The 14689-nt window shown below is 40.1% G+C and carries 10 protein-coding genes and 1 riboswitch; of the genes, 8 read left to right on the top strand and 2 right to left on the bottom strand.

Annotation, left to right across the window (positions count from 1 at the left end; all coding sequences use genetic code 11):
- Positions 1–14: 14 nt before the first annotated feature.
- On the bottom strand, positions 15–941 hold the full coding sequence (locus ACHABU_RS06480; protein WP_435763517.1) for an EamA family transporter: 927 nt from the start codon (positions 939–941) through the stop codon (positions 15–17).
- Between the two features lie 313 nt (positions 942–1254).
- On the opposite strand from ACHABU_RS06480, the gene ACHABU_RS06475 reads away from it, so the two are divergent.
- Positions 1255–1746, top strand: coding sequence for a hypothetical protein (locus ACHABU_RS06475; RefSeq protein WP_435763515.1), 492 nt, complete (start codon positions 1255–1257; stop codon positions 1744–1746).
- 96 nt (positions 1747–1842) lie between these two features.
- On the opposite strand, the gene ACHABU_RS06470 is transcribed toward ACHABU_RS06475, so the two are convergent.
- Positions 1843–3621 (bottom strand): sulfatase-like hydrolase/transferase, encoded by a 1779-nt coding sequence (locus tag ACHABU_RS06470; protein WP_435763513.1) that lies wholly within the window; start codon positions 3619–3621, stop codon positions 1843–1845.
- A 351-nt stretch (positions 3622–3972) separates the two neighbouring features.
- Between ACHABU_RS06470 and ACHABU_RS06465 the strand changes: the two genes are divergently transcribed.
- The 7 genes from ACHABU_RS06465 (at position 3973) to ACHABU_RS06435 (ending at position 14679) form a co-directional block, all read left to right on the top strand.
- Positions 3973–7374, top strand: coding sequence for a phosphodiester glycosidase family protein (locus tag ACHABU_RS06465; RefSeq protein ID WP_435763511.1), 3402 nt, complete (start codon positions 3973–3975; stop codon positions 7372–7374).
- Positions 7375–7767: 393 nt separating this feature from the next.
- Entirely contained in the window at positions 7768–8538 is a 771-nt protein-coding gene (locus ACHABU_RS06460) for an SDR family NAD(P)-dependent oxidoreductase (protein WP_435763509.1), read from the top strand.
- Positions 8539–8882: 344 nt separating this feature from the next.
- Positions 8883–8988: riboswitch (SAM riboswitch) on the top strand.
- A gap of 135 nt (positions 8989–9123) precedes the next feature.
- Positions 9124–10734 carry a sodium:solute symporter family protein gene (locus ACHABU_RS06455; RefSeq protein WP_435763507.1) on the top strand — a complete coding sequence of 537 codons (1611 nt, stop codon included), beginning with the start codon at positions 9124–9126 and terminating at the stop codon, positions 10732–10734.
- Between the two features lie 190 nt (positions 10735–10924).
- Positions 10925–11926, top strand: coding sequence for a TRAP transporter substrate-binding protein (locus ACHABU_RS06450; protein WP_435763505.1), 1002 nt, complete (start codon positions 10925–10927; stop codon positions 11924–11926).
- 33 nt (positions 11927–11959) lie between these two features.
- Entirely contained in the window at positions 11960–12472 is a 513-nt protein-coding gene (locus ACHABU_RS06445) for a TRAP transporter small permease (RefSeq protein ID WP_435763503.1), read from the top strand.
- Positions 12469–13755, top strand: a complete 1287-nt coding sequence (locus ACHABU_RS06440) for a TRAP transporter large permease (protein WP_435763501.1) — start codon at positions 12469–12471, stop codon at positions 13753–13755. Before ACHABU_RS06445 ends, ACHABU_RS06440 begins: the two co-directional genes overlap by 4 nt.
- Before the next feature lie 18 nt (positions 13756–13773).
- Positions 13774–14679, top strand: coding sequence for a hydroxymethylglutaryl-CoA lyase (locus tag ACHABU_RS06435; protein WP_435763499.1), 906 nt, complete (start codon positions 13774–13776; stop codon positions 14677–14679).
- Positions 14680–14689 lie beyond the last annotated feature (10 nt).

Below are 14689 nucleotides of genomic sequence, written 5' to 3'. Positions count from 1 at the left end.
TTCCTATTGTCTGTCTAACTAACGGTTTTTTTCCGTTTGATAATCATTTGCCAAATGCCTTTCATTTCACCGATTGTGATTGCAAGGAGGATAAGCACTACACCAAGCCATCTGGAAGGTGCGATATATTCGGCCAAACCGATATAGGCAACGACTACAGACACTGGAAGCTCAATGGCACCGAGAATGGTTGCTAGGCCTGCAGATATATGAGGGGTTGATATTGCAAACATAAGTGGTGTTAAGATGAGTCCACATAGGGCAAGGCAACCAGCATAGAACCATAAACTTCCACTACTTAAGGCATTGGCGCTTAGTGTCACATGTGGTGGAAATATAATAAAGATTAATAGAGCAGCACCTGTGATCATAATCGGTGTCCGAATCGTTGCCGGGACCTCAACAGCTACACGCCCGCTGAAAATAACAAATGCGGAATAGGAAAATGCTGCTCCAATTCCGAGTACAAAGCCGAGAAGTTTTATCTCGGTTAGCCCCCCATTAAACGCATCTGCTGCAAATAATACACCTACCAATGTTAGTATGACGGAAAGTATCGTTTGTTTGTTTGGTTTTTTTCGGCTAAAAATCCATTCAAATAATACGCCAATCCATACGAATTGGAATAGTAATACAACAGCAAGGGATGCTGGTAAATACTGCATCGAACCGTAATAAAGAACACTTGTAAGTCCGGTAAAGCTTCCCGCAATAACGAGGGAAAGCACGGTTTTGACGTTAAGTTTTTTAATTGCTTGTGGATGTCGTCTAAGGGCGAAAATTCCGATGGTCCAAAGCACGATCAAAGCAATGATGGCCTGTACCACGTTAATTTCACCGAGGGTCCAGCCTGCAGCATAACCTAATTTAATAAATAACGGGTTCAACCCGAAGAAAAAAGCTCCTAAAAGGAAAATGACGATAGCATGATGACGTTTCATATTTAATCCTCCATTATTGTTAAATAACATGGTGTATTTCTCAGTTGTCGGAAGGAAAAACCATAAATACTATCATAGCATATTTAGTAGGTTTTTGTGTGGGGGCTTGGTTAATGGAAATAACCGGTTTTTTAAGGCGAAGGTAGGCTTGGCAGTAAGATTACCAAAATAGTGGGATGAAGCAAGCGGCTTTTCTTATTTCTTTTTCTGTAAAGTACTTTTCTGTTATATTAGGTACGATAGGATTAGAAACAGTATGATGTAACTATTTAAGTAACTAATGCGACTAATTTTCTAAGAAGAGGTGAAAAAAATGAAAACAAAAAAATTGTATTTCCTATTGGTTAGTGCCTTATTTTTAGTGGTCTTAACTGCGTGCGGGGGGACCAATGAGAATGATGAGGGAACAGAAACGGAAACAGAAGAAAGCGAAGCGGATGTAACAGAGGAGTCAGCAGAACAAGAGGATATTGAAAACAATGAAGAAGCGGGTACTGAGGATTCTGCACCGGATGATGATCAAGATGAAGCTTCCGAACCTGCAGAAGAAGAGGCAGAAAAGGAAGATGACGAATCAGAGAATGATGACGCAGCAACAGATACCATCAAAGAAGAAGCAACTTATAGCGGACAAGGAGATCCACATACAATAGAAGTCGAAACAGCAGACGAAACCATCGCACTACAGATAATTGAATTCATGGAAGATGATTGGGCATCGTTAGAACCAGGAACACCAATGAGCATTGAATACTACAAAAATGAAATGGGTCAATTAATACTTGTTGATTACACGGTAGAATAACGGAAAAGGAAGCATGGGGAAGCATGGGGACGGTTCTCCTGCTTCCTTTTTTGTTATATAGGAAGCAAAAGAACCGTCCCCGTGCTTCCTCCTCCATCAAGATCCAGGGGACAGTCTTTTTTTCTGCGCTTGTTTTTCAAGGGTTTTGATTAATTTTTGCTGGATAATTTTTGTTTTTGGAGTTGCAAAATGGGGGTGGGCTAAGTTTTTCTCCTCAAACGGGTCTTGAGTAACATTGTATAATTCATATTGATCTGGCACAGGATTTGTTTTTGTAGTCGATACTTTAATCGTAGTCTCCGTAGCATCTGAAAGAGATAGTGAGACTTCTTTTTGAGTAACTTGGTCCTCAACATCAGGGTTGCTCCAAAATTGAGGATTATCGAAATAACGAGATAGCTTCCATTTTTCTTGACTATGATTTTCTCCAGTTTTTAATGTGGTAATCACGGTCTCCATATGATTTGGCTGTGTAACGGACTCGTACCATTCACCCTTTTGTGTCACTTGATGTAAACCTCTTGAAAAATCATCGTCTGTCATAAAGTAAATGGCTTCATTTGCACGGGGGAATTCCTGATTACCGTGTAAGAGTGGTGTAAGATCTCTACCAACGAATGGGTGCACTTCCAAATGATTCTTTCGAAGTTTGGCTTGAGCCTTTTCGGTAGGAATGTTTGCAAGTGATAATAGAGTTGGAACAATGTCTACATGGCTTGTTAACGTAGTTGTTTGTTGTTGGCCAGTGAAGAGCGTTGGGCTATGAATAAGGAATGGAACATGGATAGACTCCTCATATGCATTATGCCATTTTTGAAACAATCCTCCGTGCGATCCTAATAAATCACCATGATCAGATGTATAAACAACAATTGTATTTTTATAGAAAATTGATTTTTGAAGCGCCTGAAACACTTTAAACACTTCATTATCAACTTCTTTTTGAAGTGAATAATAAAGTTTCCTAAAAAATGGAGTATCCAGAGTGGGCTGCAAGGCTTTTTGATACGTTTTGCGATAGCTTTCCTGTGCTGTTGGTTTCGTTTGTAAAGATTCAGTCGCAGTAGGAGCTTGTGGGATATCAGGAACGCTGGGATCTATTTTAAAATCAAAAGTGGGTAACAATTGAGTGAGTAGACCAAACAATGTAATATCGTGAGGGTTAATGAAAGAGGATACGATCAACCAAGGATCACTCTCTTTGGAATGCCCCTCCTCAAGATTCTTTAATAAAGTAACCACTTCTTCCGCATAGATAGCATCACGTCCATCTACACCAATCTTTGCAGATGAACCTGAATTCCTTGGATCAGTTCCATGAGGTTCCGGACCAATCCACCCTGAAAAACCATAGGCATCAAGTCGATTTGCACGTGAATAAATCTTCTCATTTTTAATATTTGGTACGCCGGTATGCTTGTCATAGCTTGCTAATGCATTATGTGTACCTGGCATTAGTATATCCTCATCAGATATATGCCATTTTCCTTTCCAATACGTACGATAACCAGCAGCACGAAAATAGTCTCCCAGAGTCGGAACAGTATTATGGTCAAGCCAAAACACATCCGAATCAAAAGCACCCTTTGCGGCACCAGTTGTTTGTGTTACACCGTGAAGTGATGGATAATGTCCTGTAAAAAGAGTGGCTCTACTAGGTGAACAAGCGGTACTACCAACATAATGGTTTAAAAAAGACATACTATTTTCACGTAATAGTTCCTGTGTTTTTAAATGGACTCTGCGCCATTCTTTTAGTTCATCAGATTCATAAGCTGTAGGAAAGCGTTCTTCATCTACAATAATGAAAAGGAAATTTGGTCGATTTCGATCATGTTCTAATATATTAGATTGATTCTTAAGTCCTTTTGCCAATGAAAATCCCTCCAAAAATTAAAAAAGATTTTAAACATAATATCTTATGAAAGAATCGTTTGGACGGTTCCAATGGACAAGGGGGCAGTTTTTTGCATGGAGGTAAAGGACTTCGCTGAGAAGCACGGGGACGGTTCTCCTGCTTCCTCTTTGTTATATAGGAAGCAAAAGAACCGTCCCCGTGCTTCCTTATATTAAAATTCATCATTCTATTTTACTATGAAAATTCACAAAATTCTTGAACTCATTTAATATCGCTTTGCTACTATTGTTACTAAAGAACGGATGAAGGGAGAGGGAGTGTACATATTCTTGCAAACTATTAAATGTGAAATAGGGAGGAAACTAGGAATGAATCGTAAATGGTGGATGTGTATGGTACTGGTTTTCTTTGCTACCGTAGGAACTATTCTTCCGGTACATGCAGAAAATGAACCGAATAAGGTAGCAGATGCTCGTTCCGCGTCCTCGGATCGGACAGAACCGGAAATAACGGTTGGAGCCGATGGGAAAACGCTCGTATCAGAAGAAGATACGATTACAATCGGTCCGGGTATTGAATTAACAAGCTTTGAAAGATTTGATGTCCGTGGATGGCTGAACGGTGAAATTATGACAGTCGATTTGTCTAATGGAAATGTTTCAACGGAATTGCTGTTTCCAGGGGTAGTCACAAAGGCAAAAAAAGTTTCCGAAATGGCGCTTGCTTCTGGAGCAGTTGGCGGTGTAAATGGCGATTTCTTTGACATTAATAATACGAAAGCACCTTCAGGAACCATGATTAAAGATAGTAATTTATTGAAGGGCCCACAAGGCTCCCATACGTTAACAGCAGGAGTCGATGAGCAAGGAAAAGGACAAATTGCGAATATCTTCCTTGAGGGTACCATTAAGCTTCCCAATGGAGATTCTATACTTTCAGCTTTAAATCAATCTTCCATTCCAGCAAACGGAATTGGACTGTATACATCTGTGTGGGATCAAGCACAAAGACCAGCAAGTGGGACTTCTTTATATGAAGTAACTGTCCAAGAAGGAGAAGTAGTTGCTGTATCTGAGGAACCTGGCAGTGGAGATATTGCTGAGAACACCTTTGTATTGGTTGGACGTGAACAAGGTGCTACTCTATTAAAAGAGCTATCCATTGGTGATAAAGTAAACGTGGAATACGCGCCAAAAATGGATGAAGATACAATAATGAATTTTGCAGTAGGTGGAAATATTAAACTGGTCGAAAATGGACAAGTTCCTACAAAAATTGATGATAGTACAACAGCACCACGTACAGCTGTTGGTTTCTCCGAAGATGGGAACACGATGATTCTTGGACTCGTTGACGGTCGTCAAACAGATAGTCGCGGAATGACCTATAAAGAACTTGGGGAATTGATGAAAGAATATGGTGCACATACTGCCTTGAATATCGATGGTGGTGGTTCTTCGACAATGGTCGCACGGAAACCGGGTTATGAAAATGCTGAAGTGGTAAATGAACCATCTGACGGCGTTGAACGCAGCGTGCCAAATGGGATTGGCATCTTTGCCGAGGCTGGCAGTGGTGAACTCTCAGCTTTTTCTGTTGAAACAGTTTCAGATATGGAAAACAGTGATCGTATTTTCCCTGGATTGAGCAGAACTTTTACTGGACTTGGTCACGATGAAAATTATTCTCCTGTAGAAGTTGGAGAGATATCCTGGCAGGCTCTGCCGGCAGATGTCGGATCTTTTGAAGAAGATGGAGTTTTTTATGCGAAGAAAACTGGATCTGCTGTAGCGGAAGCACAAATTAAATCTGCAAAAGGAACAAAGGAGATTACCGTACTCGGAGATTTGGACCGGATAGCGCCTTCAAGCTCCTATCTAGGACTTGAAATGGGCAGAAGCAGCAGTTTTTCTGTTACTGGTTATGATTCTAATGGATATTCAGCTCCAATTGAAGCTCGCGACGTCGAGTTGGAGTATGATGGTTCATTTATTACAATCGAGGAAAACCAGGATGGGAGCTTTACTGTTGTACCTTTGGAAGATGGGGCATCCACTACCATTTCCGCAACTGTACTGGATAAGGAAATAACTATTCCCGTTACGGTCGGACTTACTTCCATTAATATAGCTGATTTTGAAGATCCAACAGGATGGGGTGTAACAAAGTATCCATCCAATGTCGGTGCATCCATGGAAGTAGTAGAAGGCAGAGAGGGAAATGGCATCCAGGTGAACTATGACTTTTCGACAACTACTGCGACTCGCGCAGCCTATTTACAGACATCTCCACGTCTTGAACTCCCTGGTGATGTTCAGAAAATCGGTTTATGGGTACATGGTGATGGCAATGGTGCTTGGCTTCGTACCGTTATTACGGATGCATCCGGCACAAACTATACGTTGACATTAGCGAATCAGGTAAACTGGACAGGCTGGAAATATATTGAAACATCTCTTCCAGAGGGGATAAACTATCCAGCGAAATTATGGCGTATTTATCCGGTGGAAACAGATAGAAATAAGCAATATTCCGGACAGCTGATCTTTGATGATTTGACTGTTGAAGTTCCACCTTCAGTTGAAATACCAAAAGAAGAGGATCCAACAACGGATTCATTAATTATCCAAAATGAATCGATAGGTAATGATCGTTGGAAATTTGCAGTACTTGCGGATAGTCAATTTACAGCAGCTTCTCCAAACAGTAATCAAGCAGAAATGGCACGGGAATCCCTTCGCCAGATTGTTGCTGAAGATCCTGAATTTCTGGTCATCAACGGGGATCTTGTTGATACAGCATGGAAAGAGGATTTTGAGTTTGCAAAACAGATTTTAGAGGAAGAAGTAGGAGATGAGATTCCAATCTACTATATTCCTGGTAACCACGAAATTGCGGGTTCAGGGAATTTGGAAAACTTTTTAGAGGTATTTGAGGAAAACCGTTATAGCTTTGATCATAATGGAACAAGATTTATTTTACTGGATACAGCAACAGGAAGCTTAAGAACGAGTGATTTTAATCAAATGATTGAATTGAAAGAATCTCTGGAAGACGCTGCATCAGATCCTGCTATTAAAAATGTTACGGTTATCGGACACCACCCAACACGTGATCCATTGCCAACAGAAAATAGTCAGCTGTCTGATCGTAAAGAGGCTGAGCTGTTGGAGAAATGGCTCACTGAATTCCGTGAAGAATCAAATGGAAAGGGAGCTATGTATATTAGTGGTCATGCACACACCGTAAATCTCGAACGTGTGGAAGGTGTTCCATATATGGTTACAGGACCTGCTGGGAAGGCTCCTTATGGTGCAGCAGATAATGGCGGTTTCTATGCATGGACATTATTTGGAATTGATCCTACTGCTGTACCTGATAAGGCAATCGGTCCAGACAGAGCGTCAGAGCAAAGCAATGTGAAGGGCGCAGAATGGATTCAGGCAGAGGTTCGCCCACTGCTAGAATCAATTACACTGCACGCACCTAAATCTGTTGCAATCGGTGAAACTATTTCTATTGAAGCAACTGGCCATCAGGCTGGAAATCTGGATTTCCCTTTACGCTATCCAGCATCTGTAACTTGGGAAGGAAGCAATAATGTCTATATTGGCTCAGGAAAAGCAGCTGAACGAGCTGAAAAGTCTGGGAGCTATGCAGCTGTTTTCAATCCGGCAGATGGAAAGCTTAAACCACTGAAAGCAGGAGAAATCACATTAAAAGTAACATCAAATAACGTAAGCGGTGAACAGCAAATTACGATTCAATAGGAATATATTTTTAATGAAAATACGCAATTCTCTTTGATGAATTGCGTCTTTTTTATACATGGAATATGGTTTATTAAATACACGAATGCATTATCGATAAAAAGATAAATATAGCTGCAATCTTACTATTTACAGAGTAATTATATGTATAGAATACTAGGATGCATACGACTTGTTGAAGGAAAATATGAAGCGGGATGGATATAGGAGAAAATGCTTTTGGAGATATAAATGTTATCCAAAAAAATTGCTAATGATGACTGTGGTACTTATTCCGAATATAACTTTGGGTAATAATCCTGTCTCATTTTTTCCATGAGCTTTTAATTTGTCCTAGTAATTTATGACTAGTATAATAGAATTGTAAACGTAATCATAAGAGGAGGAATTTAAATGGGTAGATTAGATAATAAAGTTGCAGTAATTACTGGCGGTGCTGGTGGTATAGGGAAGGTAACAGCAGAAAAGTTTTTGAAAGAAGGGGCTAAGGTCGTTTTAGTAGACTTATTCAAAGAGCCATTAGAGGAAGCGAAGAATGAACTTAAATCATTCGGTGAAGTATTAACGATTGAGGCAGATGTCTCCAAAGAGGATGATGTAAAGAAATACGTTAAAGAGACGGTTGATCAATTCGGAAAAGTTGACGTTTTCTTTAATAATGCAGGTATTGAAGGAAAAATAGCTCTATTAACTGATTTAGATGTGGAAGATTTTGATAAAGTAATCAATGTAAATGTCCGAGGAGTATTTTTAGGGTTGAAGCATGTATTGCCAGTCATGAGAGAGCAGGGATATGGTAGTGTAATTAACACTTCATCTGGAGCCGGATTGATGGGTACTCCTAACCAAATTGCATACGGTGCTTCCAAGCACGCGGTGACGGGGATGACTAAAACTGCGGCATTAGAAGTTGCAGATGCAAATGTTCGAGTGAATTCTATTCATCCGTCACCAGTGAATACAAGAATGATGCGTTCCATTGAAGAAGGAACAATTCCTGGGAAGGGTGCAGAAGCAAAAGAAGCATTTACTCAAATTATCCCACTTGGACGCTACGGAGAGTCGGAAGATATGGCAAATCTGGTTCTGTTTCTTGCTTCAGATGAGAGTGCATTCATCACTGGTTCACAATATCGAATTGATGGTGGGCTAGGTGCTAAATAGTTTGATAGAATATTATCTGAAGTAAAGGAGTGGAGTATAGTAAAGTAGTATATTTTCCTCCTGATTATGAAAGAAGGTTACCATTTCGTTCAATAGGTGGTAACCTTCTTTCTATTTATTTTACTCTTCTATACTAAACTTCCCTACTGAAAAAAATGAAAAAAGTAAAGTGGAGAGAAAGGATGAAATTGGCTAACTAGCCCTCGATGGAAGCACGGGGACGGTTCTCCTGCTTCCTTTTTATTATATAGGAAGCAAAAGAACCGTCCCCGTGCTTCTCGACTAAATAATGATTGACTTTTTGAGCAGAACAAGGTAACTTATATACAATTACATAAACGTACTTCTTATCAAGAGAGGTGGAGGGAAATTGGCCCTTTGATACCTCGGCAGCGGGCTCGTAATGAGTACTGTGCCAATTCCGTCAGACAGTTGTCTGGAAGATAAGAAGAGGACATCGGATATATCCACCCTCTTCTTATTATTATAGAAGGGGGTTTTTATTTTGGTTCAACAAACATGAGTCTGTATAGCTTAAAGTTGAGTATTGCGATGTGTTTAATAATTATTTGAGGAGTTGTTATTATGACAGAATACGGTGTGTGGATTATTGTTTTAGCAGTTGGATATACGTTTGCGCTTATAGCAGCCGGGCAAATTGCAAAGCGGCGTTTGACTAAAAAGGACAGCTATTTTGTGGGGAACCGAAATTTTAACAAATGGATTGTTGCGTTTTGCATTACTGGATTATTTTCCGGTTCGACATTTATATCAATTCTGGAGCTTTCTTACTTAAGTGGTATTTCCGCGATTTGGTATGGTCTGGCAGAAATGGTTCAAATCTTTATTATCGCTTTACTGATTATCCGATCTTTCCGGAAAAGAATGCTTGTCACTGTTTCCGGACTAATTGGTGATAAATTTGGGAGAACGGCAAAAGGGTTATCTGGTGCCATTACTGCATTTGCCTTTCCGATGTGGTCGGTTGCGACTGCAATCGCATTTGCTTCCGCTTTCCATGTGTTCACTGGTATTTCCTTGAGTTTGTCTGTAGCATTTACTGCCATTTTACTTTTCATTTATTTGCAGGCTGGCGGTATGTGGTCCATCGCCTTTACACAGACGATGAATATGGTTTTGTTTGGATTGATGATTACAATCGGTATCATTGCCTTTTTCATTAATCCGGGAATTTCCGGTTTGGCAGCATTAAATGTGGAGCGTCCCGAAATGTTTGATTTTGGCAGCGTTGGTTTGCAGGTAATTGTCGTCTGGTTCGGTACATTTCTCGTAAATGTCATTCTGGCCCAGGCCGCTTTTCAGATGGCACTTTCATCCCGAACACCGGAAGAGGGACAGAAAGGCTTGATTATGGCTGGTTTTATGGCGATTCCTTTTATCGTTGGTGGTGTTTTATTCGGAATATCGGCAGCGGTAGTCGTACCGAATGCATCGACAGGTCTCATAGCGATTCCGTTGTACCTGATGGAGGTTCTGCCTGCTCCACTCGTAGGAATATTCTTTCTCGGTGTTTGGGGTTGTGCGCTCGGATGGGGTGGCCCATGCCAGTTCTCCGGTGCAACAAGTTTAGGACGTGATGTTGGCAGTGCAATCAAGCCGACAGCATCTGGAGAACAACTTATCAAATATACAAAAATTTCCTTACTACTTTTAACTGGACTTATGATTCTATTTGGTTTAATGCGAACAGAGCAATCCGCATGGTGGAATGTATTTGCCTGGACGATTCGAAACAGTGCCACGTTCGCACCGGTTGTAGCAGCTTTATTCTGGCCAGTCGTGACAAAACGTGCAGTTGTTGCATCGTTGTTTACAGGCTTTACAAGCGGTTTGCTGTGGTATTACTTGGGTGGGTGGAATCCCCAAGAATTTTATATGAACGTACATCCGGTTTGGGTCGGAAGTTCCATTAACATCCTAACGATCACATTGGTGACACTTACCGATAACAAATCAGAGTGGATTTTTAGAAAAGCAGATCGATTTGGCTATTTAGCGTTGACTGCAGGTCTCTTATTTACAATTACAAATGTCCTCTATTTTAATACGTTCTATCAAAATGGATTATTCGGTCTATTTATGTTTGCAGCTATTTTGTCTTATTTCATTGCAGCAATAAGATTTGTTCGTCCGGTTGAAGCACAGGGTGTTCGGAGGGAGACGGCTGCAGTTTAACTAGTAGGAAGCATGGGGACGGTTCTCCTGCTTCCTTTTTGTTATATAGGAAGCAAAAGAACCGTCCCCATGCTGCTGAATTCTGATAGTTTGAAAAATTGTTGTTTACTAAATTATCTTGCTATGGTATGATTTTTTTAATTTGCTGTTGTCGTTTTTCGACAATATTCGCGTAAAAGGGGGTTCAATCATGAAGTATTATTTAATTTTTATGTTAACTATTATTGCTCTACTTATTTCAGGGTGTGGAGATTCGGTAGCGAGTTCAAAAGAGGAAAAGTTATCACTCGTTTTCGCAACTACGATGGATGATTCAGGTATCGATAAAGATATCAAGGAATTTTTCGGTAACAAAATAACTGAATTAAGTGATAATACCATGGAAATCGAATTTTTCATGGCTGGTCAATTAGGTGGAGAGCGTGAGGCTTTAGAACAAATGAACATGGGGGAAATTGATATCGGGTATAGCGTATTGCAAGCTGAATTGTATTATCCCGATTATAATGCCATTTCGATTCCTTTTTTATTCCAGGATCTTGATTCAATGAGAGAATTTATGGACGGGAAGGTTGGAGATGAAATCAAAGAAATTGCAAAAGAAGTAGGCGGGATTATTCCAATGGGACTTCATGGTTATGGTGCGCGTTGGACGACCTCGAATATTCCTTTTTCAAACATTGAGGAATTACAAGGGATGAAAATAAGAATGCCGGAAATAGAGTGGTGGGTGAATGTATGGGCAGAATTGGGAGCACTCCCGACACCAATCGCCGCTACAGAAATTGTATCTGCATTACAGACCGGAACCGTGGATGCACAGGAAAACTTTCTTACCAATATCGCGGGACGTCAAATGTGGGATTATCAGGAATACCTGATGAAAACAGAACATATTCAACTGTTTCAACAATGGCTCGTCAGTGAGGATACGTGGGAAAATAAGTTAACTACAGAGCAGCAAGAAATCGTCACGCAAGCAATTGACGAAACCCTCGCATATGCAGATGAGATTGTTGCAGATAGTAATGAAGCATTTATTGAGGAAATCGAAGCAAATGGCATGGAGATTATTTATCCGGACCAGGAAGAAATGAGGCAAAAAGCACAACCGGCGATTGAGGAAATTATTGAAAATGAATTAGCACCCGGTGTGTATGAAGAAGTTCAAAGAATCATGAACAAGGAATAGGGTTACATTCTTTTAATTAGAAGGAGGGAGAACATGCAAAATCTTTATAAGAAAATGATGGCAGGCGTTACATTTATAATCGAACATGTAGCAACAATTTTATTTATTTTATTTTTTATTGTAGTAATTCTGCAAGTGTTCTTCCGGTTTGTATTGAGTATGCCATTGACCTGGAGTGAAGAAGCTTCCAGATATTTGAATTTATGGTCTGTATTGCTTGGTGCGGCACTTGCAGTCAAATACAAAGATCATTTACGTGTTGATTTAATCGATAACTTGGTAAAAAATTGGCCATACCGGGCACAAGTAGGATTTTATATGTTTACCACGGTTATTTCTGCACTTGTGGCATTGAGCTTTCTAACGGGGAGTATCAAAATGACGATTGATCGCTGGCACATCCCATTAACAATGGTTCCGATCTCTCAAGGGGTCCTATATTTAGCTTTATTTGTTAGTTCGTTGCTCATGCTTTGGTTCTTTGGGCATCAACTAGTTCGCTACATAATGGATTTTAGGAAAAATGAAGGCGGTGATGTAAAATGATTATGGTTATTATGCTACTTACTCTAGTTGTTGCGCTTATCATCGGTATTCCCGCCGTTTTCTCGATGGGAATCGCTTCACTTACATATTTTGTATTAGATCGTGGACTTTTTGAAATTCCTGATATCTTAATTGCACAGCGTACCGTTTTTGGGTTGGATAGTTTTACATTGTTGGCCATCCCTTTATTCCTGTTAGTAGGGAAGGTGATGAATGAATCCAATGTGACGACGCGTTTATTTGATTTTGCAAAAGCTTTGGTAGGTCATTTGAAAGGCGGCATGGGCCAAGTGAACATTTTGGCAAGTGTTATTTTTGCCGGCATGAGTGGATCGGCAACTGCGGATGCTGCAGGACTTGGTGCAGTGGAAATTAAAGCAATGAACGATGCGAATTATCCGAAGAAATTTTCTGCAAGTATTACGGCAGCTTCTTCATTAATTGGACCGATTATTCCACCAAGTATTCCTGTTGTGCTTTATGCAATTATTGCGGGTGTATCTGTCAATAAGCTGTTAATTGCAGGAATTATTCCTGGTATATTGATGGCGGCTGCATTAAGTATTTTTGTAGCCATTCAAGCAACAAGAAATAATTTTCCAACAGAAGCCAGGGCATCGTTGAGAAAAATAGCAAGAACGGCTAAAAAGGCTTTCTTACCAGTATTAACCCCTGTTATTTTAATTGGTGGTGTACTTACAGGCGTGTTTACCGCCACCGAAGCAGCGGCTGTTGGAGCATTGTATGCGATTATTTTATCAACGGTTATTTACCGGACGATTTCGCTTTCTCATTTATATCAAATTTTCAAAAGTACGATGCGTGATAGTGCGGTAATTATGGTTATTTTAGGAGTAGCTAATATATTTGCCTGGATCCTTATAAGGGAGCGTGTCCCGGTTACATTTGCCAATACGATTACAACGATTACAGATAACTACTATCTCGTGATGGGATTATGTCTCGTATTCCTGCTTTTATTAGGAATGTTCCTATCATCGATTGTTTCCATTACGATCGCAACGCCAGTATTGGTTCCACTGATTATGGAAGTCGGAGGAGATCCATTGCATTTTGGAATCATCATGATTGTGGCTTTAATGATCGGAGAGATTACACCGCCATTTGGCATGGTTTTGTTTGCAATTACTAGAGTTGGAGAGTTACCTTATATTGAATTGGTCCGAGGTGTCGTGCCTTATATTATTCCGATTTTAATCATATTAATCGTACTCATTGTTTTCCCATCACTCGTTACGTTTTTACCTGATTTATTCTTATAACGAATGGAGATGAACCTATTGGATAATGAAAAAGTACTTCTAACTGATGTTACCGGTAGAGATGGCTTTCAGATGGAAGATTGGGTTGAAACAGAGGATAAAATTAGTATTATCAATGAGATTATAGCTGCTGGAGTGAAGCGAATCGAGGCAACCTCATTCGTTTCACCAAAAGCAGTTCCGCAATTGAAGGACGCCAAAGAAGTAATCCAACAACTGAATCGCGAAGATGTAAGTATTATTACGCTCGTTCCGAATGTAAAAGGTGCGGAATTCGCATTGGAGTCAGACGTGGATGAAGTCAATGTGGTCGTCTCAGTCAGTGAAACACATAATAGAAAAAACGTAAATAAAACGGTAGATGAATCCATTGAGGGCATTGTTGAAATAAATCGATTCATGAAAACGGGTGGTAAAAAGGTGAATGTCGGTTTAGCTACGACTTTTGGCTGTCCCTTTGAAGGATTATATGAAGTTGACCGGGTCACAGAGGTGATCAAAAAATTAACCGCTCAAGGATTGGACAGCTTTATGCTTGCAGATACGACGGGCATGGCAAATCCATTGCAAGTTTCTGGTTTTGTAAATAGCGTAAAAGATAGCTTTCCAGATGTGGATTATAGTTTGCATCTTCATAATACAAGGGGAATGGGACTAGCAAACGTTATTGCTGGATACGATGCAGGGATCCGAATCTTTGATGCGTCGCTTGGTGGAATCGGAGGATGTCCTTTTGCACCTGGTGCTACCGGAAATGTGTGTTTGGAAGATGTTGCACATATGTTTTATCAGATGAACATTCCGATTGATCCCGATTTGAATCAATTAATAACAGCTTCCAAAAGATTAGAGAAATTATTAGGTTATAAACTACCGGGACAAGTGATGAAGGCTGGTCTATCAACCGATTTGCATCAAGCATAATAAAGGGGAG

It is taken from the genome of Oceanobacillus sp. CF4.6, from assembly GCF_051262635.1.
GTDB lineage: Bacteria > Bacillota > Bacilli > Bacillales > Amphibacillaceae > Oceanobacillus.
The sequence above is the reverse complement of the archived record's forward strand: the minus strand, read 5'-3'. Positions and strand labels throughout refer to the sequence as shown.